The organism is Achromobacter sp. ACRQX, assembly GCF_022346505.1.
Taxonomy (GTDB): Bacteria; Pseudomonadota; Gammaproteobacteria; order Burkholderiales; family Burkholderiaceae_B; genus Achromobacter; species Achromobacter animicus.
The window spans coordinates 1-25,996 of record NZ_JAKRML010000011.1 but is presented as its reverse complement, the minus strand read 5'-3'; the positions used below and the strand labels follow the sequence as shown (position 1 = coordinate 25,996).

At 66.3% G+C, this 25,996-nt stretch carries 23 protein-coding genes; 14 read left to right on the top strand and 9 right to left on the bottom strand.

The features are described from left to right. The first annotated feature begins 186 nt into the window (after positions 1–186). On the top strand, positions 187–900 hold the full coding sequence (locus MHZ91_RS12305) for a response regulator transcription factor (protein WP_175124188.1): 714 nt from the start codon (positions 187–189) through the stop codon (positions 898–900). Positions 901–929: 29 nt separating this feature from the next. Here MHZ91_RS12305 and hemN read toward each other — a convergent pair whose 3' ends face one another. Continuing rightward, positions 930–2,360: an oxygen-independent coproporphyrinogen III oxidase gene (gene hemN / locus MHZ91_RS12300; protein ID WP_239213806.1), complete on the bottom strand. Its 1,431-nt coding sequence runs from the start codon at positions 2,358–2,360 to the stop codon at positions 930–932. A gap of 235 nt (positions 2,361–2,595) precedes the next feature. Here hemN and MHZ91_RS12295 point away from each other — a divergent pair, with 235 nt between their 5' ends. The 10 genes from MHZ91_RS12295 (at position 2,596) to MHZ91_RS12250 (ending at position 12,892) form a co-directional block, all read left to right on the top strand. Beyond that, entirely contained in the window at positions 2,596–2,862 is a 267-nt protein-coding gene (locus tag MHZ91_RS12295; RefSeq protein ID WP_175124017.1) for a hypothetical protein, read from the top strand. 173 nt (positions 2,863–3,035) lie between these two features. Next, the gene (locus tag MHZ91_RS12290) at positions 3,036–3,776 is read left to right on the top strand and encodes a FadR/GntR family transcriptional regulator (RefSeq protein WP_239213804.1); all 741 of its coding nucleotides are present in this window, start codon (positions 3,036–3,038) and stop codon (positions 3,774–3,776) included. After that, positions 3,773–5,029, top strand: a complete 1,257-nt coding sequence (locus tag MHZ91_RS12285) for a Zn-dependent hydrolase (protein WP_239213802.1) — start codon at positions 3,773–3,775, stop codon at positions 5,027–5,029. The genes MHZ91_RS12290 and MHZ91_RS12285 overlap by 4 nt, the downstream gene beginning before the upstream one ends. A 307-nt stretch (positions 5,030–5,336) precedes the next feature. Next, complete coding sequence (locus tag MHZ91_RS12280) at positions 5,337–6,914, top strand: ABC transporter substrate-binding protein (RefSeq protein ID WP_175124014.1); 1,578 nt, start codon at positions 5,337–5,339, stop codon at positions 6,912–6,914. 100 nt (positions 6,915–7,014) lie between these two features. Then, positions 7,015–8,022: an ABC transporter permease gene (locus MHZ91_RS12275; protein ID WP_239213800.1), complete on the top strand. Its 1,008-nt coding sequence runs from the start codon at positions 7,015–7,017 to the stop codon at positions 8,020–8,022. After that, positions 8,019–8,858 (top strand): ABC transporter permease, encoded by an 840-nt coding sequence (locus MHZ91_RS12270; RefSeq protein WP_056569649.1) that lies wholly within the window; start codon positions 8,019–8,021, stop codon positions 8,856–8,858. Before MHZ91_RS12275 ends, MHZ91_RS12270 begins: the two co-directional genes overlap by 4 nt. A gap of 9 nt (positions 8,859–8,867) precedes the next feature. Beyond that, positions 8,868–10,508 (top strand): ABC transporter ATP-binding protein, encoded by a 1,641-nt coding sequence (locus MHZ91_RS12265; protein ID WP_239213798.1) that lies wholly within the window; start codon positions 8,868–8,870, stop codon positions 10,506–10,508. Positions 10,509–10,544: 36 nt separating this feature from the next. Continuing rightward, positions 10,545–10,835 carry a cupin domain-containing protein gene (locus MHZ91_RS12260; protein ID WP_056569641.1) on the top strand — a complete coding sequence of 97 codons (291 nt, stop codon included), beginning with the start codon at positions 10,545–10,547 and terminating at the stop codon, positions 10,833–10,835. 47 nt (positions 10,836–10,882) lie between these two features. Then, complete coding sequence (locus MHZ91_RS12255; RefSeq protein WP_239213795.1) at positions 10,883–11,947, top strand: histone deacetylase family protein; 1,065 nt, start codon at positions 10,883–10,885, stop codon at positions 11,945–11,947. A 45-nt stretch (positions 11,948–11,992) separates the two neighbouring features. Next, entirely contained in the window at positions 11,993–12,892 is a 900-nt protein-coding gene (locus MHZ91_RS12250; RefSeq protein ID WP_175138553.1) for a DMT family transporter, read from the top strand. On the opposite strand, the gene MHZ91_RS12245 is transcribed toward MHZ91_RS12250, so the two are convergent. The 7 genes from MHZ91_RS12245 to MHZ91_RS12215 all read right to left on the bottom strand — a co-directional run bounded on the left by MHZ91_RS12245 (position 12,864) and on the right by MHZ91_RS12215 (position 22,387). Next, entirely contained in the window at positions 12,864–15,080 is a 2,217-nt protein-coding gene (locus MHZ91_RS12245) for a TonB-dependent siderophore receptor (protein WP_239213792.1), read from the bottom strand. The two genes, MHZ91_RS12250 and MHZ91_RS12245, sit on opposite strands and share 29 nt — an antisense overlap. A 100-nt stretch (positions 15,081–15,180) precedes the next feature. Then, positions 15,181–16,194 (bottom strand): siderophore ABC transporter substrate-binding protein, encoded by a 1,014-nt coding sequence (locus MHZ91_RS12240; protein ID WP_239213789.1) that lies wholly within the window; start codon positions 16,192–16,194, stop codon positions 15,181–15,183. After that, positions 16,191–16,967: an ABC transporter ATP-binding protein gene (locus tag MHZ91_RS12235; protein ID WP_239213787.1), complete on the bottom strand. Its 777-nt coding sequence runs from the start codon at positions 16,965–16,967 to the stop codon at positions 16,191–16,193. The genes MHZ91_RS12240 and MHZ91_RS12235 overlap by 4 nt, the downstream gene beginning before the upstream one ends. Beyond that, positions 16,964–17,911, bottom strand: a complete 948-nt coding sequence (locus MHZ91_RS12230; protein WP_239213960.1) for an iron chelate uptake ABC transporter family permease subunit — start codon at positions 17,909–17,911, stop codon at positions 16,964–16,966. The genes MHZ91_RS12235 and MHZ91_RS12230 overlap by 4 nt, the downstream gene beginning before the upstream one ends. Continuing rightward, on the bottom strand, positions 17,911–18,852 hold the full coding sequence (locus MHZ91_RS12225; RefSeq protein WP_239213785.1) for an ABC transporter permease: 942 nt from the start codon (positions 18,850–18,852) through the stop codon (positions 17,911–17,913). The genes MHZ91_RS12230 and MHZ91_RS12225 overlap by 1 nt, the downstream gene beginning before the upstream one ends. Further along, entirely contained in the window at positions 18,852–20,606 is a 1,755-nt protein-coding gene (locus tag MHZ91_RS12220; RefSeq protein WP_239213783.1) for an ABC transporter ATP-binding protein, read from the bottom strand. Before MHZ91_RS12220 ends, MHZ91_RS12225 begins: the two co-directional genes overlap by 1 nt. Beyond that, on the bottom strand, positions 20,600–22,387 hold the full coding sequence (locus MHZ91_RS12215; protein ID WP_239213781.1) for an ABC transporter ATP-binding protein: 1,788 nt from the start codon (positions 22,385–22,387) through the stop codon (positions 20,600–20,602). The genes MHZ91_RS12220 and MHZ91_RS12215 overlap by 7 nt, the downstream gene beginning before the upstream one ends. Before the next feature lie 139 nt (positions 22,388–22,526). Between MHZ91_RS12215 and MHZ91_RS12210 the strand changes: the two genes are divergently transcribed. Continuing rightward, positions 22,527–23,135: a TetR/AcrR family transcriptional regulator gene (locus MHZ91_RS12210; RefSeq protein ID WP_175184992.1), complete on the top strand. Its 609-nt coding sequence runs from the start codon at positions 22,527–22,529 to the stop codon at positions 23,133–23,135. Here MHZ91_RS12210 and MHZ91_RS12205 read toward each other — a convergent pair. Further along, positions 23,132–24,157: a LacI family DNA-binding transcriptional regulator gene (locus MHZ91_RS12205; protein ID WP_239213779.1), complete on the bottom strand. Its 1,026-nt coding sequence runs from the start codon at positions 24,155–24,157 to the stop codon at positions 23,132–23,134. The two genes, MHZ91_RS12210 and MHZ91_RS12205, sit on opposite strands and share 4 nt — an antisense overlap. 131 nt (positions 24,158–24,288) lie before the next feature. On the opposite strand from MHZ91_RS12205, the gene MHZ91_RS12200 reads away from it, so the two are divergent. Together MHZ91_RS12200 and MHZ91_RS12195 are read left to right on the top strand one after the other, a co-directional pair. Further along, positions 24,289–24,846 carry a TRAP transporter small permease gene (locus MHZ91_RS12200; protein ID WP_175138561.1) on the top strand — a complete coding sequence of 186 codons (558 nt, stop codon included), beginning with the start codon at positions 24,289–24,291 and terminating at the stop codon, positions 24,844–24,846. A 43-nt stretch (positions 24,847–24,889) separates the two neighbouring features. Continuing rightward, a partial coding sequence (locus MHZ91_RS12195; RefSeq protein WP_239213778.1) for a TRAP transporter large permease occupies positions 24,890–25,996 on the top strand: 1,107 nt, incomplete at its 3' end.

Here is a 25,996-nt window from a genome sequence, read left to right as displayed (position 1 = left end):
CGGATCGGTCTGATTTTGGCCCGTTTGGTAACTCAAACGCGCGCCGAACACGTAATCTGCCCACGAATTTCAGGGCCGCGCACGGAAATGCGTCAGCGACCGCCGCGTCGTGGCCGCGCGGATTGCCCTGGCCCCCCATCCGATCGTGGAGCAACGATGAATCGCGTTTCAGAGACTGCAAGCCAGATGACCGGCGGCTCGCTTCACGGCCCGCTTATCGCGCCGGCGGACGGCTTAGAGGCCCGCAAGCACCTGCTGCTGTCGCGGCCGCCGCCGGTGATCCGGGTCGCGGTCCTGGACGACCATCCCGTCGTCGCGCTGGGCATTGGCGCCTTTCTGGAAAGCCGCCCTGGGTTTCACGTGGTGCACCGCGAGACCTCCGCGCGCTCCTTGCTGGAGAAACTGGCCAAGCAGCCGTGCGACGTCGCGCTGATCGACTTCTATCTGCCCCTGGAACCCTTCGATGGCGTCAACTACCTGCGGCGGGTGCGCCGCTATCACCCCAACATGGCGGTCATCACCTTTTCCGCAGGCAATCGCCAAGAGACCGAGTACGCCGCCTTTCGGGCCGGCGCCGCCGGTTACCTGGCAAAACAATGGGGTCTGGTCCTGCTGCCGGACATGATCCGCGGCGTGGTCGAGGCCAATACGCCGTTCCTGACGGTCGAAGACGGACAGATCTGCAGCATGGAGCCGACGGCGCCGCATGCGCTGCTGACGACGTCGGAAGTGGAGGTGCTGCGCCACATCAGGCAGGGCCTGTCAGTGACACAGATTGCCCGCAGGCTGGTGCGCAGCAAGAAGACAGTCAGCACCCACAAGCGCCGCGCCATGCGCAAGCTGGGGCTGTCGGATGATTTGTCGCTGGCGCTGTACTTGCGCGACAAGTTTGCCGAATGAAACGCGCGGCCGGTTGGCCGCGCGAGAGTTCAGATGATGCGGGAGTACGTGGCGGTGGGAATGGCCGATCGCAGGTATTTGTCGAAGGCCATGGCCACGGCCCGCACGAAGTACCAGCCCAGGCCGGTGACCCGCAATTCGCCCAGGTGCAGATTCACAAGGCCCAGTTCGGCCAGGCTGGCCACCTGCGAGAGCTCGCGGCTGAAGTAGTCGCCGAATTGCAGGCCATGCTTGGCCTCGATGCGGGCGAAGTCCACGCGGCCCTGGCACATGATGTCCATGATGATTTCGCGGCGGACCAGATCATCGGGGCTAAGGGCCAGACCGCGTTCGACGGCGAACTTCTCGGATTCGATGGCCGCGTAGTATTCGTCGAGGATCTTCGCGTTCTGGCTGTAGGTGTCGCCGATGCGTCCGATGGCCGACACGCCCAGCGCGATGAGGTCGCGATCCGGCTGTGTGCTGTAACCCTGGAAATTGCGGTGAAGCTCGCCGCGTTGCTTGGCAATGGCCAGTGCGTCGGTGTTCAACGCGAAATGGTCCATGCCGATATACGTGTAGCCCTGCTTCAGAAAGCCCTGGATGGCGGAGCTGAGCAGGCCGACTCGCGTGGCGCGGTCCGGCAGGTCGGATTCTTGAATGCGGCGCTGCGGCTTGAAGCGTTCGGGCAGATGCGCGTAGGCATAGAGCGCGATGCGGTCGGGACGCAGCGAGATGACCTGCTCGATGGTGCGGGCGAAGGATTCGGTGGTTTGCAGCGGCAGCCCATAGATGAGGTCAACGTTGACCGACGCATAGCCCAAGGCCCTCGCGCTATGCATCAGCGCGGCGACGTCTTCGTACGATTGGACCCGGTGCACCGCGACCTGTACGCGTTCGTCGAAATCCTGGACGCCGAAGCTCAAGCGGTTAAAGCCCAGTTGCTGCAGGAAGGCCAGGCGTTCGGGGGTAGCGGTGCGAGGATCGACTTCGACGGAAATTTCGGCATCGGGCTCAAAGCGGAAGGCGCCGCGCAGATCGCCCATCAGCCGCGCCAGTTCCTCGTTGGACAGGAACGTGGGGGTGCCGCCCCCGAAATGCAGTTGCGATACCGGCACGCCCGGACCCAGTTCCTGCACATGCAGCGCGATTTCGCTGGACAGCGCATCCAGATAGCGGGCAGCGCGGTCGTGGTGGCGGGTCACCACCTTGTTACAGGCGCAGTAATAACAGACCGATTCACAGAAAGGAATGTGCACGTAGAGAGACAGTGGCTCGGCCGGGCTGGTTGCGCGCCGCCGCTGCAGGGCGAGGCGGTAGTCTTGCTCGCCGAAGCTTCCGTGATAACGGTCTGCCGTGGGATACGAGGTGTATCGCGGCCCGTTCTTGTCCAACCGGGCCAGCAGTTGGGGAGGAAAAAACGGCTCGGCGGTGGCGGGCGCCGGCGATTCCGAAGATTGAGGGCGTAGAGCGGCTTGCATAACCCGGATTATTCGCCTGCCCGCCCCCCGGCACTTTGATCTTGCGCAAACGGCGAGCACCGCGTCTGCCGCGGGGCAAGCTTTGCCACGGCGAGCGAGCGCCATCCTGCTGCGCCGCCCTGCCCCGTAAAATGCCGCGACACACCGGGCAAGACGTGCATGCCGAGAATCGCGCAGCCCGATTCCCGCCACGGACTCCCGCCGCGAGATTCCCGCAGCAAACAAGGATCAATCAATGGAAACCGAACTGGAAGGCCGCCTGCTGGCCATGCGCCAAGCACTGGCGATTGCGATCGCCCTGTCGACCCGCAGCAGCCCCCAGGCCACCGACATGGCGCTGGAACTCCTGGGCGACCTGAAGGCCAATCTGGACAACACGCCGGCCGACAGCCCGTTCGGCAAGCCGGAATGGGTGGTGGGCGCCCATGACGAACTCGACGGCATCGCCCGCCTGGTCCGAGCGTTTACGCAAACGCCGGAACCGGACGACGACGGGCAGTAGACACGCGTCGAACTCAGGCCGATAACCTCCAACTGGCCTGACCACCAGACGAACAGCAGTGGATTCCCTCACATCGTTTTCCCTGAAAGCGGCGGTTTCCCCTTTTGTTTCAAGGGCGAGGTGCCTATATTGGTGGCCTGACCACCAGGCCAACCCTTTGCGCAGACCGCCCGATGAGCACCTTTCAAGCCGTCGCTGTCACTCGTCTGTATCGCATGATCGCCGACCAGATCGCTGGACGCATCCGGGCCGGCGACTTTCCGCGCGGCCGGCGGTTGCCATCAGAGCGGGATCTGGCCGAACAATTGCAGGTCAGCCGCGCGTCGATCCGCGAAGCGCTGATCGCACTTGAAATCGAGGGCTACGTCGAGGTCCGCGTCGGCACCGGTGTTTTCGTGGCGGACAAGGAAGGCGGCGGCGCGGCGTGGGGCGCCGGGCCGAACGCCAGTGCGGCGCAGAGCACCGACGACATCGGCCCGTTCGACCTGCTGGAAGCCCGCCTCCTGATCGAACCCGAATGCGCCGGCATGGCGGCCCAGCACGCCACGCCCGCCCAGCTTGCGGCGATCCGCGAAGCCCATGAGGGCATGTCGCTAACGGATTACCCCGGTCGGCACGACCGCGAATTCCACGGCGCGATCGCTGCCGCCTGCGGCAACGCCGCGCTGGCCGCCGCGGTGGGCCACCTGTGGAACCTGACCCAGTCCAGCTCGGTGTACCGCCGGATGCAGGACTACTTCGTCGATGCCAAGGTGTGGGCCGTCGCCCATGCCGAACACCAGCGCATCCTGACTGCGATCGTGGCGCGCGACCCCATGCGGGCGCGCCACGCCATGCACGCACACCTGCTTGGCATCCTGGCGCGATTGCGCGAGGACTTTGGCGACGTTTCCAACCCCCGAGGCGATCTATGACGACACCCACCCTGTCCATCAACGGCAACCGGCTGTGGCAATCCTTGATGGATCTTGCGCAGATCGGCGCGACGCCCAAGGGCGGCAACTGCCGCCTGGCGCTCACCGCGCTCGATGGCCAGGGGCGCGATCTGGTGACTGGCTGGATGCGCGATGCCGGCATGACGGTGCGCGTGGATCAGGTGGGCAACATCTTTGCCCGGCGCGCGGGCCGCGACGGCAGCCTGCCGCCTGTCATGACGGGCAGCCACATCGACACGCAGCCCACGGGCGGCAAGTTCGACGGCTGTTATGGCGTGCTGGCCGGGCTTGAAGTCATCCGCACCCTGAACGACGCGGGCGTGCAGACCGACGCCCCGCTGGAAGTGGCCATCTGGACCAACGAGGAAGGCTCGCGCTTTGTGCCGGTCATGATGGGATCGGGCGTATTCGCCGGCAAATTCCCGCTGGAAACCGCGCTGTCGGCCCGCGACGCGCAGGGCATCAGCGTGCGCGACGAGCTTGCCGCCATCGGGTACGCGGGCGCCGATCCCGTGGGCGGCCGCCCCGTCGACGCCTATTTCGAGGCGCATATCGAGCAGGGCCCGATCCTTAAGCACGAGGAAAAGACCGTCGGCGTGGTGACGGGGTCACTGGGGCTGCGCTGGTACGACGTCACGGTGACCGGCATGGAAATGCACGCCGGCCCGACACCGATGGCGATCCGCCGCGACGCGCTTTTTGCCACGAGCTTCCTGCTCCAGGCGGTCGTGAACATCGCCAACACCCATCAGCCGCATGGACGCGGCACGGTGGGCGAGATCCACGCATTTCCCGGATCGCGCAACGTGATCCCGGGCCAGGTGCGTTTCACCACCGACCTGCGCCACGAAGACGAGGCGACGCTGGACCGCATGGACCAGGATTGGCGGCGCGTCTGCGACGACATCGCCGTCGCGCATGGCGTGCGTGTCGAGGTGAAGGATGTGCAGTACTTTCCGCCGACGCCATTCGATCCCGATCTGGTCGACAAGGTGCGCAAGGGCGCCGCGAACCGTGGTCTGCCCGCGATGAACATCGTCACCGGCGCCGGACACGATGCCGTCTACATGGCCGCCGTCGCGCCCACCGCCATGATCTTCGTGCCGTGCAAGGACGGCATCAGCCACAACGAAATCGAAGACGCCCGGCCCGAGCATCTGGAGGCCGGGTGCAACGTCTTGCTCGACGCCATGGTGGCCCGGGCCAATGGCGCCAGTCAGCGCCCTGAATGATTTGCCCAAGCCGTAGCCAGCACGCCTGATTCGTCCAACAAAAAATGCAAAGGGGAAAAACTTGCAGCCGGACACTCACCGCACCGCAGCCGACGACCGCGCCGCCTTCGCCGCCCTGGCGAAGCACCATTGAATTCTCCGCATTGGTGCGCGGCGCCTTAACCAGCACCTGAACGAAGCATTGTTGCAGCAGCTCCACCCGCAGTACCCGAGAAACGCAGGTGGCATGAGGTTTGCTTGATTCGGCACGGCTATCGCCGCGTCCAGGCGGCCGCCTGTCCGACCCTTTCCAGCCCGGAGGCTCGCAGTGAAATCGAAAAACTGGTTTTCCCTAAGCATCGGCGCATTGGTCCTTGCGGCCGCGCTGCCCGCCACGCAGGCGTTCGCCCAGACCAAGGGCGGCACGCTGAACATGATCGTGCAGCCCGAACCGCCGGTCATCGTGACGGCCATCAATCAGCAGGGGCCAACGCAATTCGTTGCAGGCAAGATCTACGAAAGCCTGCTGACCTACTCCACCGACTTGAAGCCGCAACCTGGCCTGGCCAAGTCCTGGGAAGCCGCCGCTGACGGGCTGACCTACACCTTCCATCTGCAGGACAACGTGAAGTGGCATGACGGCAAACCGTTCACGTCCGAAGACGTGGTGTTCTCGCTGGCGGAGATGCTGCCCAAGACCCATGCGCGTGCCCGCGTCATCCTGAACAAGTTCGTCGATTCCGTGACGGCGCCGGATGCCAAGACCGTGGTCATCAAGCTGAAGACGCCGTTCCCCGCTTTCATGCTGATGTTCGAACCCGGCTTTGCGCCGATGATGCCCAAGCATCTGTACGCCGGCACGGACTACATGACCAACCCCGCCAACCAGAAGCCCGTGGGCACCGGCCCGTTCGTCTTCAAGGAATGGAAGCGCGGCGAATACATCAAGCTGGCGCGCAATCCCGACTACTGGAAGCCGGGCAAGCCCTATCTGGATGAGCTGGTGTTCAACGTGATTCCGGATGCGGCCTCGCGCGCCGTGGCCTTTGAGCGCGGCAGCGTGGATGTGCTGCGCGGCGGCGACGTGGACAACGTCGACATCAAGCGCCTGCGCGGCCTGCCCAACGTGGAATACACCACTGCCGGCTGGGAGATGTTCTCGCCGCAGGCCTACCTGATCTTCAACATGCGCAAGCCGCCCTTCGACAACCTGAAGGTGCGCCAGGCGGTGATGGCGGCCATGAACCGCAACATGGTTGTCAACAACATCTTCTTCGGCCTGGGCAAGGTGTCGACCAGCCCGTTCGTGACGACCGAGATGTTCTACGACAAGAACATGCCGCCGATGCCGTTCGACATGAAGAAGGCGCGCGCGCTGATCAAGGAATCAGGCATCAAGCCGGGCGACTACACGATCCGCCAGTTGAGTTTTCCGTATGGCTCGACCTGGGATCGCCTGGGTGAATACACCAAGCAGGCGCTGGAACAGCTTGGCTTCAAGGTGAATGTGGAATCGACCGACGCGGGCGGCTGGGCCAGCCGCACCGGCAACTGGGACTTCGACCTGACCACCACCTTCACCTACCAGTACGGCGACCCCGCGCTGGGCGTGCAGCGGCTGTACATCTCGTCGAACATCGTCAAGGGTTCGCCCTTCGCCAACGTGCAGGGATACAGCAATCCCGAGACCGACAAGCTGTGGGAGGCCGCCGCCTCCGAGGTCGATCCGGCCAAGCGCCAGGAGCTCTACACCAAGATCCAGACGACCCTCGTCAACGAGGTGGCCAACGGATTCCTGGTCGACATGGAGTTCCCCACCCTGTCTCGCGCCAACGTCAAGAACCTGGTCAAGACCGCCATCGGTCTGAACGAGTCGTTCGACGACGTCTACATCGAGAAGAAGTAAGCGCTGCCGAAGCGCCGCCGTGGGTTTGACCCGCGGCGGCGCCCCGCTGCGCGATGGGCCCGCTTGCCGCCGGCAAAGCCCGTCCTGAAAGGACCCGAGCATGAGATTCCTGTCTTTCCTGCTTTCCCGCATCGGCAAGGCCCTGGTGGTGGTGCTGGGCGTGGTGATCATCAATTTCTTCCTGATACGGCTGGCGCCCGGCGACCCCGCCGCCGTGCTCGCCGGCCAGGCCGGCGCGGGCGATGCCGCCTACGTGGACCAGCTGCGTGTCGCTTTCGGGCTGGACAAGCCGATCCTGACGCAGCTCCTGCTTTATCTGAAGGGCGTGGTGCAGCTGGACCTGGGGTTTTCGTACCGCAACCACGTGCCGGTGCTGGACTTGATCGTCGAGCGCCTGCCCGCCACGTTCCTCTTGATGTCGTGCGCGTTCGTGTTTTCCATCGTGCTGGGCGTGCTGCTGGGCGTGGTGGCGGCCAAGGCGCGCTACCGCAACAAGCGCCGCTGGATCGATAGCTCGGTGATGACCGGGGCCCTGCTCCTGTACGCCACGCCGCTCTTCTGGCTGTCGCTGATGGGCATTCTGCTGTTTTCGGTGGTGCTGGGCTGGCTGCCGGCGTTCGGCATGGAAACCGTGGGCGCCAGCCTGACCGGCTGGGCACGTGCGGGCGACATCGCGCTGCACCTCATCCTGCCGACCGTGACGCTGGGCTGCTTCTTCATGGCCGTCTATGTGCGGCTGACCCGCGCGTCGATGCTGGAAGTGATCGGCATGGACTTTGTGAAAACGGCCCGCGCCAAGGGCGTGAGCCCCAGCCGTGTGATCCGCGCGCACGTGCTGCGCAACGCGCTGCTGCCGGTCATCACGTTTGCCGGCATCCAGCTCGGGCAGATGGCGGGCGGCGCGGTCCTGACCGAAACCGTCTTCGCGTGGCCCGGCATCGGCCGTCTGATGTTTGACGCCCTGCTGCAACGCGACTACCAGCTTCTGCTGGGCATCTTCCTGGTCACGTCCATCATGGTCGTCGTCTTCAACCTGTTGACCGACGTGCTGTACCGCCTGATCGATCCGCGCATCGGCGCGGGTGCGCAGCAAGGAGCCTCCGCATGAAGTCATTCGCCCAACGTTACATGCGCAATTACGGGGCGGTGGCCGGCCTGGTCATCATGCTGATCGTGGTGGCCGTGGCTCTGGCGGCGCCGCTGCTGTACGAGGAATCGCCGTGGATGATGGTGGCCGATCCGCTGATCCCGCCGTTCACCAATGCGGACTATCCGTTCGGCACGGACATGCTGGGCCGCGACATCACGGCCGGCCTGGTGTGGGGCGCGCGCGTGTCGCTGATGGTCGGTTTGCTGTCGACCGCCGTGGCGCTGCTGTTCGGCATCCTGGTGGGTTCGGTGGCCGGTTATTGCGGCGGCCGCGTGGACGACGCGCTGATGCGCTTCACCGAGTTCTTCCAGACCATTCCGCAACTGGCAATGGCCGTGGTGCTGGTCGCCATCCTGAGCCCGTCGGTGTATTCGATCATGGGCGCGATCGCCGTGGTGTCCTGGCCGCCGGCCGCGCGGCTGGTGCGGTCGGAGTTCATGACGCTCAAGCAGCGCGAATTCGTGCAGGCGGCCATCGTGATTGGCCAGACGCCGGCGCGCATCGTGGGCACGCAGATCCTGCCCAATGCCATGTCGCCCATCATCGTGTCGGCCTCCTTCATGGTGGCGACCGCCATCCTGACGGAATCGTCGCTGTCGTTCCTGGGCCTGGGCGACCGCAACCTGATGAGCTGGGGCTTCATGATCGGCGCGGCGCGCACGATGATCCGCGAAGCGTGGTGGATGAGCGTGTGGCCGGGCGTCGCCATTTTGCTGACCGTGCTGGCCATCAACCTGATCGGCGAAGGCCTGAACGACGCCCTCAACCCGCAACTGCGCAAGCGCGGCGAATAGGAGGCCGGCATGAATCCAACCCCAGAATCGACGCCGCTGCTGTCCATCCAGAACCTGACCATCGCGCTGCCCAAGGGCGGTGACCGCCCCTACGCCGTACAGGACGTCTCGTACGACATCCGCGCCGGGGAAATCCTGTGCATCGTCGGCGAATCCGGATCGGGCAAGTCCATGAGCGCCAACGCCATCATGGGACTGCTGCCCGACTACCTGACGCCGCAGCAGGGCCGCATCCTGTTCCGCGGCCAGGACCTGCTGCAGCGGGACGAACCGGCGCTTCAGGCCATGCGCGGCAAGGACATGGCGATGATCTTCCAGGAGCCGCTGTCGGCCCTGAACCCGCTGATGACGGTGGGCGAGCAGATCAGCGAGGTGATGCGCGTGCATGACGCCTACCCAGGCGCCGAGCGCCTGAAGCGCACGCTGGAACTGCTGGAATTCGTGGGCCTGCCGGACCCGGCGACGCTCTATCACGTCTACCCATTCCGGCTGTCCGGCGGACAGCGCCAGCGCGTCATGATCGCGATGGCGCTGGCGCTGGAACCCGCGCTGCTGATCGCGGACGAGCCCACGACCGCGCTGGACGTGACGACGCAGGCGCAGATCCTGGCGCTGATCGCGCGGATCCAGAAAGAGAAAGGCATGGGCGTGATGTTCGTCACGCACGACTTCGGCGTGGTGGCCGAGATCGCCCATCGCGTGGCTGTCATGGAGAAAGGCATTCTGGTCGAGCAAGGCCCTGCCGACGAAGTGCTCAACCGTCCGCGCCATCCGTATACCCAGCGCCTGATCGCGGCGGTGCCTCACCGGCGCGGCGAGGAACGCGCCGGAATCGCGGACGACAGACCGGTGCTGGAAGTGAAGGACCTGAAGAAGACCTACGTGATCGGCCACGGCTGGCTGGGCAACAAGCGCGAGGTGCGCGCGGTGGACGGCGTGAGCTTTGCCGTGCGGCGCGGCGAGACGCTGGGCATCGTGGGCGAATCGGGGTCCGGCAAGTCCACGATCGGCAAATGCCTGCTCAAGCTTGTCGGCATCAATGGCGGCCAGTTGCTGTTCAACGGGCAGGACATCGCCACGCTGCCCGAGTCCCGCTTTCGGCCGATGCGGCACGAAATCCAGATGATCTTCCAGGACCCGTTTGCCTCGCTCAACCCCCGGCACACCGTGGGCCGCATCATCAGCGACGGCCCGGTCGCCAACGGCGTGGCGCGGGCGCAGGCCGAGGCCCGGGCGCGCGAACTGCTGTCGCTGGTGGGCATGGATCCGTCTGCCTTCGATCGCTATCCCAACCAGTTTTCGGGCGGCCAGCGCCAACGCATCGGCATCGCGCGCGCCCTGGCGCTGGAACCCAAGGTGCTGGTGGCCGACGAATCGGTCTCCGCGCTGGACGTGTCGGTGCAGGCGCAGGTGCTGCAACTGCTGCACGACCTGCAGCAGCGGCTGAAGATTGCGCTGGTGTTCATCACCCACGACCTGCGCGTAGCGGCGCAGATCTGCAATTCGGTCCTGGTCATGCATCGCGGCAAGGTGGTCGAGTACGGGTCGCCTGCCCAGATCTTCGACAACCCGCAGCATGCGTACACGCGCCAGCTGATCGCCGCGGTGCCGGGCCAGCATTGGGACCCGACCAAGGCGCAGGCCGCCTGACCGCCATTCCGTCATCGTCATTCAGGAGAACCGCTTATGCAACGCCCCGCCGCTATCCCCACCGTGCAGATCGACAACGAGCAGGTCACCGTCACCGAGTGGCGCTTCCCGCCGGGTGGCGAGACGGGCTGGCACCGCCATGGCATGAACTACGTGGTGGTGCCGCAGACCACCGGCCCGCTGCTGCTGGACACGCCCACCGGCCAGGTCACCAGCCAGCTCACCACCGGCGTGGCGTACTACCGGCCGGTCGGCGTGGAGCACAACGTCATCAATCCCAGCGACACGGAATTCGTGTTCGTCGAGATCGAACTGAAGCGGGCATGAGCCCCGCGCATCTGGCATTGACCCGGACGGTCTGAGCGAGGATATCCATGAAGGCCTTTTTTTCCGAAGAACAGCTGCTGCATTCGCCCCGCCAATTCATGCGGCTGGGCCGCATCAGCGCCCCGACCGACCTGCCGTCGCGCGCCGAGAACCTGCAGCAGGCGCTGGCCGCCCGCGGCATCAAGGTCGAAGCGCCGGCCGACTATGGACGCAAGCCGCTCGAACACGTCCACAGCGCGGATTATCTGGATTATCTGGAAACGGCCTTTGCGCGCTGGCAGGCGTTGAAGGCGCCGGGGGTCGATCCCGGGCCGGAGGTTCTGCCGAATCTCTCGCCGTACTACAACGGCCGCATCGATACCGCCGGGCGCGGCCCCTGCCCCTCGCCGTCCATCGTGGCGCAGACCGGGTATTACCTGAGCGACCTGTCCTGCCCCATCGGGCCGCAGACGTGGCGTTCGGCGCTGCGGTCCACCCATAGCGCGCTGGCGGCGGCGGATCATGTTGCGGGCGGTGGCGGGGTGGCGTATGCGCTGTGCCGGCCGTCCGGCCACCACGCCCATCGCGATCGCGCGGGCGGCTTCTGTTACCTGAACAGCAGCGCCGCCGCGGCCAGCCGGCTGCTGCAGACGTGGTCCAAGGTGGCGGTGCTGGACGTGGACGCGCATCACGGCGACGGCACGCAGAACATCTTCTACCAGCGGCCGGATGTGATGACGGTGTCGCTTCATGCCGACCCGGCGGGCTATTACCCCTTCTACACCGGCTACGCGCACGAACGCGGCCACGGGGCGGGCGAAGGCTACAACCTGAACCTGCCGCTGGCGCACGGCTGCGGCAACGCGGAATTCCTGCAGGCGCTGGACACGGCGCTGGACGCCTTGGCGGGCTATGCGCCCGAGGCGCTGGTTTTGCCGCTGGGGTTCGACACGTACAAGGACGATCCCATCAGCGTGCTCCGGTTGGACATCGACGCCTACCGCGACATCGGCGCGCGCGTCGCCGGTCTGGGCGTGCCGACCGTGGTGGTGCAGGAAGGCGGCTACATGGTCGAGGCGATCGGACCGGCGCTGGACGCGTTTCTTGAAGGATTCGACCGTGGCGGCAAGTGACCATGCCCGGGGGTGCGCAAAGGCGTGCATGAGCACGTGCGCCGGATGAGCGCCCTGACCGGATCAACGCCCGCGCGCCAGACCGGCATCCTGCTGTTCTTTGCGGCGCTGGTGGCGTTTGCCACCTTCGACGCGGGCGCCAAGCAGTTGCTGGAACGCTACCCCGCGCCCTTCCTGAACGTGATGCGCTACCTGGCGGTGGTGACGCTGGCGATGGGCATGCTGTGGCGCCATGGGCGCGGCCTGCGCCTGCGCGACGCGCCGGAAAAGCCGCTGCTGGTGCTGCGCGGCGTCATGCTGGCCACGGTGGCCACTTGCTTCATGACCGCGCTGATCTGGATGCCGCTGTCCGAAGCCACCGCCATCTACTTCACGGCCCCGCTCATCATGGTGGCGCTGTCGCCCTGGATGCTGGGCGAACGCGTCCGCGCGGCGCAATGGGGCGCCGTGGCTGCGGGGTTTGGCGGCATGCTGCTGATCGTGCGGCCCGGCGGCGACCTGCCTCTGCTGGGCACGTTGCTGATGGCGGTGTCCGCCGTCAGTTACGCGATCTTCCAGGTGCTGACGCGAAAGCTGTCGAACAAGGTGCCGGGGCCGGTGCAGTATGCGTACACCGCGTTCATCTGCCTCATCGTGACGGCGCTGCCGGCGCCCTTCTTCCTGCCCGATCCCTGGCCGGGACCGGCGGACACCGCCATCATTCTTGCGCTGGGCGCGTGCAGCGGACTGGCGCAGATCCTGCTGATCGCCGCCTTCCAGCGCGTCCCGGCCGCGACGCTGGCGCCGCTGAACTACTTCCAGTTGCTGCTGGCGCTGGGCTTCAGCACATTCTGGTTCCAGCGCCCGCCAGACGCGCTGGCGCTGGCGGGCATGGGGCTCATCATGGCGGCCGGGGTGTTTCTGGCGCTGCGCCCCCTTAAAAGTCCATCGACGCCGACAGCATGAACGTGCGCGGCGCGCCCAGTGCCAGGCTGGAGAGCTGCGGCATGCCCCAATAGGCCTTGTTCGTCAGATTATTGATGGCGGCGCGCAGCACCACCTGGCGGTCCGCCACCTTCGTGGCGTAGCGCGCGCCGATGTCGTACGTGGTGCGCCCGCCCACCGACAGCGAGTTGTCCGCGCTGATGTACTGCTTGGACACCGTGGTCGCGTTGGCCGTCAACGTCAGCCCCTGCACCGCCGGCACGTCCCATTCCACGCCAAGTTTCCCCTGTAGCCTCGGGATGCCGGTGGCCTGCTTGCCCTCGTTGGCCGCGACGGCGGCTTTCGTCACCTTGGGATCGATATAGGCGACGCCGCCGATCAGGCGCACGCCACGCAGCGGTTCGCCGAAGAAGCCCCATTCCACGCCCTGGTTGCGCTGCTCGCCGCCGAACGAGAACACGTTTGTGACCGGATCGGTGTAGCTGCTGGGGCGCTCGATTTCAAACAGCGCCAGCGTATGGGTGAAGTCGCCCAGGTCGACCTTCAGGCCGATCTCCTTCTGCTTGGTCTTGAAGGGCGCAAAGAGCTCGCCTGCGTTGGCCGCGGTGGCGGGCGCGGACTGACCCTTGGAGAGGCCCTCGATGTAGTTCGCGTACACGGAAATGTTGTCCGTCGCCTTGACGAGCAGCGCGGCGGCGGGCGTCGTGGCGTGGGCGTCATAGCGGCTGGTGCGCGCGCCGGTGGCGACGCTGAAGCTGTCGGTGCGGACCTCCTGGCGGCGCGCGCCCAGCGTCAGTTGCACGCGGTCCTCCGCAAAGGACAAGGTGTCGGCCAGGCCATAGCTGATCATGCGCGTCTTGCTGTGCATGATGGGGGGAAAAACGCCGGCGGGCGCCGGACCCCAGACGGGGTTGTAGATGTTGGTGACCCAGTCCGCGCCGGGCACCGAGCGGCGGCCGTAATCGTGTTGATCATCGGAGTAGTACGTGGCGTTCAGCACCCACTGATGCTTGATCGCGCCGGTCTGCAGTTTGCCGCGCAGGCCCGCGTCGCCGGAGGTTTTGTCCACCTCCATGTTGAGTTGCCCCATCGACGTGCGGAAGTCGCCGGCATCGTTGAACACCTGCGCCGACATGGCGCCGCTGTAGGTGTATTCGGAACGGCTGGTGCCGATGGCCGCGTACGCCATCAGCTTGTCGGTGACGTCGAATTCGCCGCGGACCATGGCGCCGCGATCCTGGTTCTTCACGTAGGCCCAATCCGGGTTCAACAGGGTTTCGGGTTTGGGCGGCTTGGGCACGCCGATGCCGGGCGCCAGGTTGATGCCGCGCGTCACGCCGTCGATGCGCTCATCGGTGTCGTACAGATCGGCGGAGATGCGGACCCGCTCGCCGCGCCAGTCCAGGCCCAGCGACGCCAGTTGCGCGCGCTTTTTCTGGTCGTCGACGGGACCGTCGCCGTTGCGGTACATGCCGTTGAACCGGATGCCGAACTGCTGGTTCTCGCCGAAGCGCCGCCCCATGTCCAGGTGCCCGCCGAACTGCGCGTCCGACATGTAGGTGGCGGTCAGGCGCGTCAGCGGCTCGGCGCCGGCGCGCTTGGACACCAGGTTGACCGTGCCGCCGACCGAACCGCCGGGAGGCATGCCGTTCAGCAAGGCGGACGGGCCCTTCAAGACCTCGATCCGCTCGAACATCTCGGGCGACGTCCGGTAGTAAGGCGCCATGCCGGCCAGCCCGTTGAACGTCATGTCGGTGGTGGCGGACGAGAAGCCACGGATCGAGTAGTTTTCGCTCCACGCGCCCGACACGCCGTTGCTGAACACCGACGGGTCGGTGCGGGCGATGACATCGGTGATGTCCTTGGCCTGCAGGTCCTCGATGTACTTTTCCGTGTAGTTGATGACGGAGAACGGCGTGTCCATGAAGTCCTTGTCGCCCAGGAAGCCTACACGGCCGCCGTACGTGACCTGGCCACCGGCGTAGGGCGTTGACGGCGCTTCCTGCGCATCGGCCTGGCCCGTAACGGTCACCGTGGGCAGGGTCTTCACACCCGTCTCCTGCTGCGCCCACGCCGGCGTCGCAACCGCGGCGCCCAGCGTAAGGCCGAACACGGCGGCGACGAAAGGGTTCAAGGAAAAGGCGGGCTTTGCCTGCCCGGCTAGCGGCGAAGGACGTGCGACGCGGCCGCTATGGCGACGTTTGCTCATGGAATGCTCCGTTCAGTTGAGCTGGGAACGCCCGGCAATCCGGGCGACTGGGAATCATTTACGTTTGGATCGGCAATGACGCGCGGGGCGTCTTGAGAAATCAGTTCCGGTAAGGCCTCTTGACTTCGTCGATCATGAGATGCAGCGACTTCACGCTGGCGGCAGTGACATACCAGGCCTCGGCGTCGGCAAAGACCACGCGGCCGTCTTGCCACGCGGCCGTCTGACGCAGCAGCGGGTTGCCCAGCGTCTCAGCGTTCAGGGCCGGCCGGCGTTCCATCACGGCCGTGCGGTCGACCACGTAGACGATGCCCGGGTTCGCCTGCTGGATGAATTCGCTGGAGATCGGCTGGCCATGCAGGCCGCCATCGGCCAAGGGACTGGCCGGTTTCACGCCCAGCGCCTTGAAGATGAAGCCGTAACGGGAATGCACGCCGAACGAACTGAAGGCGCCGTTGTTGTGCAGCACGACGAGCGCCGTTTCCGGACGATCGCGGATGAGCGCGCGGGCCGCCTCAACCTTGGCGTCCAGATCAGCCGCCTTCCTGCGGGCAAGGTCCTCCTTGCCGAAAATGCGCCCCAGCGTCAGCAGATGGTCCTTGACGATCTCGATGTGGTCGGCCTGACTGTCGCGGTAGTCCACGTCGAAGTGGATGGTCGGCGCGATCTGGCTCAGCTCCTTGTAGTGGTTCGCCTGCAGCGAGGTGATCAGGATGAGATCCGGCTTTGCCGCGTGCACGCGCTCCAGATTCGGCTGGACGATGGCGCCCATGTCCTGCACGTCGGGCGCGTCGCGGTAGCGGACCAGGAAGTGCGGCACGAAGTCCTTGGGCATGCCCACGACGGGGACGCCCAGCTCGTCCAGAAAATCGACTTCGTTCATGTCCAGGGCCACCACGCGCTGCGGCAGCCGGTCGATCACGGTCTCGCCCAGCTTGTGTTTGACGGTGATCGGGACATAAGCATTCTGCGACGGCGCGTCCGCGGCGGCCGCGGCGGCCGTTGCCGCGGCGGCCTTGGACGTGTCCGTGGCTTGGCCGCAGCCATGCAGCGCCGCTGTTGCGGCCAATGCCGCGGCTAGCAGCATCGCCCTCGGCCAGTGCGACAGGATCATTTCAGTTCTCCAGGGGGATTGAAGTAGTTGCACAGACGACCGCGATCGCCCTGCGTGATCTCGAAATCCAGTCCATACAGGTCGCGCAGCCGGTCTTCGGTCATGACCTCATGCACCGCGCCCGCGCAATGCACCACCCCGCCCTTCAGCGCGACGACATGGTCCGAATAGCTGGCCGCGAAGTTGATGTCGTGCACGACCAGGATCACGGTGCGGCCGTGGTCGTCGCTCAGGCGGCGCAGCGCACGCATGATCTGGACTGCGTGCCGGATGTCCAGGTTGTTCAGCGGCTCGTCCAGCAGCAGGCAATCGGTCTGCTGCGCGATGGTCATGGCCATGAACGCCATCTGCCGCTGGCCGCCGCTCAGTTCGTCCAGGTAGGCGCGGCGCAGCGGCTCCAGCGATAGAAATGTGATGGCCTCGTCGATCGCCTGCATGTCCTGCGGCGTCAAGGCGCCGCGGCTGTAGGGAAAGCGCCCGAATGCCACCAGGTCTTCCACCGTGAGCCGCAGGTTGAAGTCGGGAGACTGGCGCAAGGTGGCGACGCGCCGCGCGTAATCGGCGCGGCGCATGTCCGCCACGTTGCGGTCGCCGATGAAGACGTCGCCCTGCGTCGGTTCCATCAACCGCGACATCATCATCAAAAGCGTGGTCTTGCCCGCGCCGTTCGGACCGATCAGCGACGTCAGCCGGCCCTCGGGGAACTGCAGGTTCACGTCGCGCAGGACGGCCTTCGCGCCGTGGCTTTTTGAGAGATTTCTGGTCGTGATCATGCGGTGCCCCGCGTGCGCGCCATCAGCGCAAGAAACCAGCCGCCGCAGACCAGATTGACCAGGATGCCGACGGTGGTCTTGTAGTTGAAGATATGTTCGACCGCGAGCTGGGCCAGGATGAACATGCCGACAGCGATGGCGCAGCCGGTGGGCAACGTGATGCCGTGCCGGCGTGTACGCGCCAGCGCATACGCGGTGTTGGCCACAAAGATGCCCATGAACGCCGTGGGCCCCAGCAGGCTGGTGGAGACCGCGACCAGCACCGCGATCAACGCCAGGTGCAGTTGCACGGCGCGCGGATGATCCACGCCCAGCGACATGGCCTGGTCACGCCCCAGCGACAGGACGTCCAGCGTCGGCAATTGCCTGCGTCCGGCCAGGCATACCACGGCAACAACGGCGGCGGATGCCAGCAACTGCGCCGGCTCGGCCTTGCCGAACGAGGCCTGGGTAAATCCCAGCAGGATCGAGAACTCGCCCGGACTGGTCTTCAGTTGCACGAACTGCGTGAAAGTGCCGATCACCATGGTCAGCACCAGCCCCACCAGCAGCAGGAAATACACGTTCTGCCTGCCGCGGTGGAACAGCCAGCGATGCAGGATCCACGAATACGCCAGCATCACCAGGACCGAGACCAGGAAGTTGCCGTTCGGCCCCAGCAGCACCAGGCTTTGCGTGCCCAGCGCCAGGATCAACACGGACTGCAGCAGCAGGTACACCGCCTCGTAGCCCATGATGGCGGGCGTGAGGATCCGGTTGCCGGTCAGGGTCTGGAACACGATCGACGACCACGCGATGCAGACGCCGCCGATCACCATGGCCGCCAGCCGCGCGAGGCGTTTGGGGATGATGTAGTCGAAGTCCAGGCCCGACCGGAAAAACAGGAACACCACGGCCAACGCGATGACCGCCATCCAGACCGCGTTCCGGGAAGCTGCGCGCATCATCGGTGCTTCCAGAGAATCAGCGCCAGGAACAGGACGCCGCCCACGCCCCCCGCCGTCAGGCCAATGGGCACTTCGAACGGATAGATCAGCACGCGCCCCAGGATGTCGCAGACCAGCAGCAGCGACGCGCCGCCCAAGGCGACGACGGGCAGCGTGCGGCCCAGGTTGTCGCCGTAGTGGAGCGCGACCAGATTGGGCACCACCAAACCCACGAACGGAATCGCGCCCACCGTGATGACTGTGGCCGACACCGTGACCGCCACCAGCATCAGGCCCAGCGCGACGGTGGCCGGATAATTCAGCCCCAGGCTTACGGCCATGTCCTCGCCCATGCCGGCCACCGTGAAGCGGTGCGCATACAGGTACGTCAGCACGACGATCGGTAGGATGAGATAGATGATCTCGTAATTGCCCTGCACGATCTTTGAGAAGTCGCCCAGCAGCCAGCCCTGCATGCTTTGCAGGATGTTGTTGCGATAGGCATGGAATTCGGCCAGCGCGCTCAGCACGCCGCCGAACATCAGCCCCATCACGGGCACCAGCACCGTGTTCTTGAACCGGATGCGGCGCACGATCATGACGAAGGCCAGGCTGGCCGCAAAGCAGAATGCCAGCGCAAACGCCATCCGCCCGCCCGGCCCCATCGACGGCGCCACCGTCAGCGCAACCAGGATGCCCAGCTTGGCGGCGTCCAGCCCGCCGCAGGTGGCGGGTTCGACGAACTTGTTGCGCACGATGTGCTGCAGGATCACGCCGCACACCGACAGGCCGACGCCCGTCAGCACCAGCGCGGCCAGCCGCGGCAGGCGGCTGGCGGTCAGCGTCAGCCACGCGTCGCCGGATAACGTAAACAGCTGCGTCCAGGCCAACTGCCGCGCCCCGACCAGGAGGGACGCGCCGCACAGCACGACGAACAGCACCGACAGCCCGGCACGCATCAGACGCGGTCTCCGGCGATGCGCCAACCCTTGGCGGCCTCGCGCTGCGTCAGGAATTGCGCGTACCGTCCGCCGCTCGCGCGCAGCGCCGCCGGCGCGCCCGCTTCGACGATCCGGCCGTCCTCCACCACAGCGATCTCATCGGCCATCGCCACCGTCGACAACTGATGCGCAATGACCACCAGCGTCCGCTTGCCGCGCAGGCGCGCCAGCGTGCTGGCGATGACGGCCTGATTGCCCGCGTCCAGCGCCGCAGTGGCCTCGTCCACCAGCAGGATGGGCGCGTTGCTGATCAGCGCGCGGGCGATGGCGATGCGCTGGCGCTCGCCGCCCGACAGCCGCGCGCCGCCCTCGCCCACCGGCGTGTCCATGCCTTGCGGCAGGCGGGCGGCAATCTCGTCCACGCCCGCTTCCCGCGCGGCGTGCAGGACATCGGCATCATCACTGTCCGGCCGGCCAGCGCGGATGTTGTCGGCAATGGTGCCGGTAAAGAGATAGGTGTCCTGGAATATCTGGCTGATGTGGCCGGCCAGTTGCGTGCTGGCGATCTGCCGCACGTCGACGCCGCCGATGAGCACGCTGCCTTGCGTCACGTCGAAGAATCGCGCGATCAGCCGCACCAGCGTGGTCTTGCCGGATCCCGATGCGCCGATCAGGGCGACCATGCTGCCCGGCGCGATGCGCAGGTTCAGGCCGTGCAGCACGTCGGGCGTGTCCTGCGCGTAGCGAAAGCGCACGTCGCGCAATTCGATGGACGCGTCGCGCGGCGTCTGCGGTGCGGCGGGCTCCGGCAAGGGCGCCGCCGCAAAAAGCGCGTCGATCTCATCAAGCTGGGCGCGCGCGCCGCGCAGCACCTCGCCGTAGCCGGCAACCTCGAGCAAGCCGTCGATGTAGCGCACCGCCAGCAGCATCGCGACAACGGCGGCCACCAATTCCCCGGTAGCGGCGCCGGCGGCGAGCAATCCGTTGAGCCACAGAGCCGCCGCGATCAGCAGGGCGGCAAAGACGGCCTGGACCGCCCAGACGTTGAGGACGGCCGCGGCCGCCGACCGCCAGATCAGGCGCGTGCCCGATCGGCGCTGCGCGTCGAGGGATTGCTCGATGTGCCGCATGCCGCCGCCTTCCGCGCTGAAGGCGCGCAGCACCGACTGCGCCTGCGCAAACTCCACCACGCGCTGGCTGGTTTCGGCAAAGCGCCGATGAAACTCGGCGTCGGCGCGCCCCGCCAACCGCGCGGTCAGCGCCAGCACGCCCGCCAGCAGCGGCAGCGCCGCCAGTGCGATCAGCCCCAGCAGCCAATGCTGCGCAAACAGCGCCGCCACCAGCACGAGGGGCGCCGCCACACCTGCGACGAGCGGCGTGAAGACGTGCGCGGGCAACTGGGCCACGGTCATCATGCCCTGCGTGACGACATGGCTGAGACGCGCGGTGTTCTGCGGCGTGAACCAGCCGACAGGCAGGCGCGCCACATGGTCGCCCAGCCGATGGCGGCCAGCCTGCAGGATGGCGACGCCCACACGCACGCCGGCCCGTTCGACCGGCAGGCGTAGCGCCCCGCAGCACACCACCCCGGCGAGCAGCGCAGCCAGCCACGCAGCGGCCAGCCGCGTGTCGCCGGCCAGCAGATGCGTAAGCAGCGGCGCCGTGGCTGCCATGGTCAGCCCGCAGGCCAGCCCATAGGCGGCGGCCAGCCACCCGTAGCGGCGCAGGAAGGCAACGTCGTTGCCAAGCAGGCGCACAAGGGTCGTCAGCATGCCGGCTCCTCTTGCGCCGTCGCCATCGCATGACCGTCCTGCGCCCACAGCCGCGCATAGCAGCCGCCTTGCGCCAGCAGCGCGTCGTGCCGCCCCTGTTCGGTGATGGCCCCGTCTTCCAGGACCAGGATGTGATCGGCATGCACCACCGTGTCCAGCCGGTGCGCGATCACCAGCAGCGTGCGACCACGGGCAAAGCGCGACAGCGCCTCCTGGACGGCCGCTTCGTTGCCGGCATCGGCTGCGGCCGTGGCCTCGTCCAGCACCAGCACGGGCGGATCCAGCAGGACGGCGCGCGCGATGCTCACGCGTTGGCGTTCCCCGCCCGAGAGCTGCGCGTCTTCGCCGATCACGGCGTCGTAGCCGCGCGGCAGGGCCAGGATGCGTTCGTGGATGTTTGCGGCGCGCGCGGCGGCTTCGATCTCTTGCTGGGTGGCGCCCGGCCGGCCCAGCGCAATGTTGTCGCGCACGCTGGCGTGGATCAGCCGCACCTCCTGCAGCACGAAGCCGATGCGCCGGTAGATCTGCGCGCTCTCGATCTGGCGCAGGTCCGCGCCGCCGAGTGTGATGCGCCCTTGCGCCGGGTCGAAGAAGCGCACCAGCAGGCGGGCGAGCGTGGATTTGCCGGCGCCGGACGGGCCGACAATGGCGGTCACCGTGCCGGGCGCCAGCGTGAACGTGATGCCGGACACGGCCTCGTGACCATCGCCGTAGCGGTAGCTGACATCCTCGAACCGCACTTCATGCCCTTTAGGAATCTGGCCGTGGCCGGCCGCCGGCGCCTTCAGCACGGGCGTATTCATCAGCGCCAGCACCCGTTGCGCCGCGCCCGTGGCGCTGCCCAGATCGTGCAACAGCGTGTGCAGCAACAGCATCGGCGCGCAGATGCCCGGCGCCACCAATGCGAAAGGCAGCACGTCCACCGGCGCCATCCACTCCAGCGCCACGAACAGCGCGCCCGCGCCCAGCACCACGCCCAGAACCGTGACCGGCGCGATCAGCGCGTGGGCCCGCGCCATCGCGGCGACCAATGGCCGGGTGAAGTCGGCAAAAGCCGCGGCAAAGCCGTCCACCGCGTCCCGGTAGCCGCGATGCGCCTTGCCGGCATCGCCAAACGCCTTGACCACGGGTATGCCATTGACGAATTCGACGGTCGCGCCGTTGAGGCGGCCAAGGCGTTCCATGAACACCGGCATGTTCGCGCCGCCCGCCTTCATGGCCCGCCGCAGAAAGAGGAAGAAGCCCGGAAACGGCAGCAACGCCGCGATGGCAAGGCGCCAGTCCTGCGCAAACAGGTAGACCGCCGACGCCGCGATGGCGCCGCCGGCGCGTCCCACCGCCGTGAAGAAATGCGCGGTGAGGCTGTGCAGCGTCGCCATGTCGTCCTGCAATGCCTGTTTGACCTCGCCGGAGGCCCGGTCCGTGAACCAGCCCAGCGGCACTTGCACCAACCGCCTCGCGCCGGCCAGACGCAGATGATGCGTGATCCGGTTGTCGGCCAGGTGGGCGGTCAGTTCGGCAGCCGACACCAGCGCCATGCCCGTGAACAGGCACGCGACGGCAGCGGCGACAGTCCACCAAAGCTCGGGAGCCGTTGGTTCGGGACCTTCCAGGAAGAGGCGAGCAATGTGTGCGATGGCGGCGAGCGGCGCCAGCGTGAGCATGGTGCCAACTGCGGCAAGCGCGGCTGCGGCAATGAGTCGCCCGCGAATCGGGGTCAACACCAGGCTGAGCGGGCCGGGGTGTTTAGCGTGGGCCGGCGCGGCTCCGGAAGTGCTCATGAACGAAGTACCAGGACGAAGTTGATAATTATTTGCATCACTATAAACTAAATCTTGAAATAGTTGCATAGCAATAAACTAAATAATTGCGGGACGGGTTAAAGTGCGGGAACGCCGACGCCAACACCAGGGATCAGACATGCAGCCGCCAGAGCGCCGCCCCGCACGGGGACGCCCTCCCACCATCACCCGCGAGCGGATCGCCGATGCCGGCATCGCCGTGGGCCTGCCCAACATCACGTTCGTCGGCGTCGCAGCGGCGCTGGGCGTCAGCCACATGGCGCTGTACAAGCACGTGCCCAGCCTGGAAGAGCTCAAGCGTCTGGTCGCCGAGGAGATCTTCAATCGGTGGCAGATTCCGCAGGCCTGTAGCCACGATCGCGGCGATCTCAAGGACTACCTGACGGTGTTCGCGACATCCGTGCGCGAGTTCGTCAAGGCGCATCCGGGCGTGACGCCCTACGTCATCCGGCGGCTGGCCGCGACGCCGTCCATGCTGGCGAAGATCGACGGGCATCAGCGCCACATCGCCGACGCCTATGGCATCTCAAAGGAACAATCGCGCATCCTGCTGGCGACCGTGGCGTTTCACGGCCTTGCGGTGGCGGACACGGTGTATTCGGTTGCCGGGCTGGAGCCGGTTGTCGACGCCGCGCGCACGGCGGAAGAATCCGAGATGGAAGTGGAACTGGATCAGGGCATGCAGGCGCTGATCATCGGATTGATGGCGATGCTGGAGGGCGCTTAGCTGGTTTCGCGCTGGACCAGTTCGAAACCCAGATCCACGTGCCGCTCGGGCACGGGTTCGCCCGCCAGATGCTGCATGAGCAATCGCGCGGCGGATAGCCCGATCTGATAGCGCGGCGTGGCGATGGTAGACAGCGGCGGCGTGGTCCAGGCCGTGCCCGCCAGGTCATGAAACCCGACGATCGCCATTTGCGCCGGCACCTGCAACCCATCGCGGCCGCATTGGAACACCGCGCCCTGCGCCAGGTCGTCGTTGCAGAAGAACACGGCGTCGCAATCCGGGTGGCGCGCGTGCAGGTCCTGCATCAACGCGGCCCCCAGGCTGATCGACGATTTCTCCGGCGTCATGATTTCCAGCGCCGCGTCATACAAGCCTGCATCGCGTAGCGCCTGCCGGCACCCCTCGCAACGGCGCAGCGACCGCGGATCCAACTGCGCGCCGATGATGCCGATGCGGCGGTAGCCGCGTTCCACCAGATGACGGCCGGCCGCGTAGCCCGAGTCGAATTGCGAGAACCCGACGCTCATGTCGTCGTTGCCTTCCAGCGTTTCGATCGTGTGCACCGTGGGAATCGCCTGCGCGCGCAGCAGTTCCCAGACGCCCGGATTGTGATCGATGCCGGTCAGCACCAACCCGTCGGGCGAGTGCTGCAGATACTTGCGCAGCAGCGCCTCTTCTTCGTCCGGCGAGTAGCCCGTGACGCCAATCAGCATGTGGTAGCCGTGCTGGTCCAGCACGTCCTTGATGCCCGTGATGATGTCCACGAAGACCACGTTGCTCAGCGACGGAATCAGCACCACGATGGTCTGCGACCGCGCCGACGCAAGCGCGCTGGCGGCGTGGTTGGGCACGTAGCCAAGTTCCTGGCACACCCGCGCGATGTGCTGGCGCAGGTCTTCCCCCACCTTGTCCGGCGTGCGCAGCGCCCGCGAGACCGTGATGGCGCTGACGCCGACGCGCCGCGCGACGTCCTGCATGGTGACGCGGCCGGCGCGCGAGCTTCGGGGTTTGCGGATGGACATGGACCCTCGCGGTGAATGCAAGCGCGTAGTCTGACGGAAAAAAAGAGGCTTGCCAAAGCAAAAATGTTAGCGCTAACATGATCTGCATCAAACGATTAAAAAAGCTCCGGAAGAACGGAGAGGAGACAACCATGCAAGCTTCCCCACTGGGGCGGCCGGGGCCATCGCGCCCGGGCCGGTCGCCGCTGGCCCGTGCCGCGGACTGGTGTTTTGTGCTGCAGACCTGGCTGATGGTGGCCTGTCTGATCGTGATGGTCGTGCTGCTGTTCGGCAACGTGGCGCTGCGCTATCTCTTCAACTCCGGCATCAACGTGTCCGATGAGGTCTCGCGCCTGGCCTTTGTCTGGATGATCTTCCTGGGCGCGGTGATCGCGCTGCGCGAACACCAGCACATCGGGGTCACCATGATGGTGGAACGCTTTGGCCCGGGCGCGCGCCGCGTGTCGCACATTGCCTGCCAGCTGATGATCCTTTGGGTGCTGTGGCTGATGGCCGAAGGCGGCTGGGTCCAGACGGTGATCGGCATGGACACCGTGCTGCCGGTCACCGGCATGCCGCTGGCCGTCTTTAACGCGGCCGGCCTGTATGCCGCAGTGGCGATGGGCATTCTGACCCTCATCGACCTGGTCCGCGTGATTGCGGGCGGCCCGCTGCCGGCGGAGTCCAGTCCGGAAGACCCGGCGGTCTGAACCCGCCCCTCCCCGCCCCCAATCATCTGCCCGGATATCCGCAATGATCCTGACCGTCTTCCTAGTCGTGCTGCTGGGGCTGATCGCCCTGGGCATGCCGATCGCCTTCGCGCTCATCATCAGCGCGATCGTCATGATGTTCCAGCTGGACTTCTACGACACCCAGCTCCTCGCCCAGAACATGCTGTCCGGCGCCAACAGCTTCACGCTGATGGCGGTGCCGCTTTTCATGCTGGCCGGCGAACTGATGAACGCCGGCGGCATCTCGCGGCGCATCGTGCATCTGGCCAACACGTTCGTGGGCCACATCCAGGGCGGCCTGGGATATGTGGCCATTTTCGCCAGCGTGCTGCTGGCGTCGCTGTCGGGCTCGGCCGTGGCAGACGCCGCGGCGCTGGGATCACTGCTCATCCCGATGCTGCGCGAAAAGGGTTATGAGGCCGGCCAGGCGTCGGGCCTGATCGCCGCCGGCGGCATCATCGCGCCCATCATTCCGCCGTCGATCTCGTTCATCATCTTCGGGGTCGCCACCAACGTGTCGATCACCAAGCTGTTCTTCGCCGGCATCGCACCGGGCCTCATGATGGGGCTGACGCTGGTGGCGGTGTGGGCCTGGGTGGCGCGCAAGCACGGCAGCATCAAGCCCGCGCCGCGTGAGCCCTGGCGCAACCGCCTGAAGGCGCTGCGCGGCTCACTATGGGCGCTGTTCCTGCCGGTCATCATCATCGGAGGCCTGCGGGGCGGCATCTTCACCCCCACGGAAGCGGCCGTCGTCGCCGCCGTGTATGCGTTGTTGGTCAGCCTCTTCGTCTACCGCGAAATCGGCTGGCGCGACCTGGGACCGCTCTTCATCAACGCGGCGCGCACCACCGCCGTCGTCATGTTTCTGGTGGCAGCCGCCATGGTCTCGTCCTACATGATCACGCTGGCGGACCTGCCGCAGGACCTGATCGCATTGCTTGAGCCGGTCATGGATCAGCCAAAGATGCTGATGTTCGCGCTGCTGATCCTGCTGACGCTGGTCGGCACGGTGATGGATCTGACGCCGACCATCCTGATCCTCGGGCCCGTACTCATGCCCGTCGTCATCAAGGCAGGGATCGACCCCGTCTACTTCGGCGTCAGCCCCATCATGAGGCCCGGTGCGATG

What these genes read in the sequence shown, in the direction of transcription:
- MHZ91_RS12235 (WP_239213787.1), bottom strand. Translation starts at nt 16,967, where the DNA reads ATGATCACGACCAGAAATCTCTCAAAAAGCCACGGCGCGAAGGCCGTC.
- MHZ91_RS12210 (WP_175184992.1), top strand. Translation starts at nt 22,527, where the DNA reads ATGCAGCCGCCAGAGCGCCGCCCCGCACGGGGACGCCCTCCCACCATC.
- MHZ91_RS12215 (WP_239213781.1), bottom strand. Translation starts at nt 22,387, where the DNA reads ATGAGCACTTCCGGAGCCGCGCCGGCCCACGCTAAACACCCCGGCCCG.
- MHZ91_RS12270 (WP_056569649.1), top strand. Translation starts at nt 8,019, where the DNA reads ATGAAGTCATTCGCCCAACGTTACATGCGCAATTACGGGGCGGTGGCC.
- MHZ91_RS12275 (WP_239213800.1), top strand. Translation starts at nt 7,015, where the DNA reads ATGAGATTCCTGTCTTTCCTGCTTTCCCGCATCGGCAAGGCCCTGGTG.
- MHZ91_RS12260 (WP_056569641.1), top strand. Translation starts at nt 10,545, where the DNA reads ATGCAACGCCCCGCCGCTATCCCCACCGTGCAGATCGACAACGAGCAG.
- hemN (WP_239213806.1), bottom strand. Translation starts at nt 2,360, where the DNA reads ATGCAAGCCGCTCTACGCCCTCAATCTTCGGAATCGCCGGCGCCCGCC.
- MHZ91_RS12250 (WP_175138553.1), top strand. Translation starts at nt 11,993, where the DNA reads ATGAGCGCCCTGACCGGATCAACGCCCGCGCGCCAGACCGGCATCCTG.
- MHZ91_RS12305 (WP_175124188.1), top strand. Translation starts at nt 187, where the DNA reads ATGACCGGCGGCTCGCTTCACGGCCCGCTTATCGCGCCGGCGGACGGC.
- MHZ91_RS12200 (WP_175138561.1), top strand. Translation starts at nt 24,289, where the DNA reads ATGCAAGCTTCCCCACTGGGGCGGCCGGGGCCATCGCGCCCGGGCCGG.
- MHZ91_RS12265 (WP_239213798.1), top strand. Translation starts at nt 8,868, where the DNA reads ATGAATCCAACCCCAGAATCGACGCCGCTGCTGTCCATCCAGAACCTG.
- MHZ91_RS12230 (WP_239213960.1), bottom strand. Translation starts at nt 17,911, where the DNA reads ATGCGCGCAGCTTCCCGGAACGCGGTCTGGATGGCGGTCATCGCGTTG.
- MHZ91_RS12245 (WP_239213792.1), bottom strand. Translation starts at nt 15,080, where the DNA reads ATGAGCAAACGTCGCCATAGCGGCCGCGTCGCACGTCCTTCGCCGCTA.
- MHZ91_RS12290 (WP_239213804.1), top strand. Translation starts at nt 3,036, where the DNA reads ATGAGCACCTTTCAAGCCGTCGCTGTCACTCGTCTGTATCGCATGATC.
- MHZ91_RS12205 (WP_239213779.1), bottom strand. Translation starts at nt 24,157, where the DNA reads ATGTCCATCCGCAAACCCCGAAGCTCGCGCGCCGGCCGCGTCACCATG.
- MHZ91_RS12255 (WP_239213795.1), top strand. Translation starts at nt 10,883, where the DNA reads ATGAAGGCCTTTTTTTCCGAAGAACAGCTGCTGCATTCGCCCCGCCAA.
- MHZ91_RS12285 (WP_239213802.1), top strand. Translation starts at nt 3,773, where the DNA reads ATGACGACACCCACCCTGTCCATCAACGGCAACCGGCTGTGGCAATCC.
- MHZ91_RS12225 (WP_239213785.1), bottom strand. Translation starts at nt 18,852, where the DNA reads ATGCGTGCCGGGCTGTCGGTGCTGTTCGTCGTGCTGTGCGGCGCGTCC.
- MHZ91_RS12240 (WP_239213789.1), bottom strand. Translation starts at nt 16,194, where the DNA reads ATGATCCTGTCGCACTGGCCGAGGGCGATGCTGCTAGCCGCGGCATTG.
- MHZ91_RS12295 (WP_175124017.1), top strand. Translation starts at nt 2,596, where the DNA reads ATGGAAACCGAACTGGAAGGCCGCCTGCTGGCCATGCGCCAAGCACTG.
- MHZ91_RS12220 (WP_239213783.1), bottom strand. Translation starts at nt 20,606, where the DNA reads ATGCTGACGACCCTTGTGCGCCTGCTTGGCAACGACGTTGCCTTCCTG.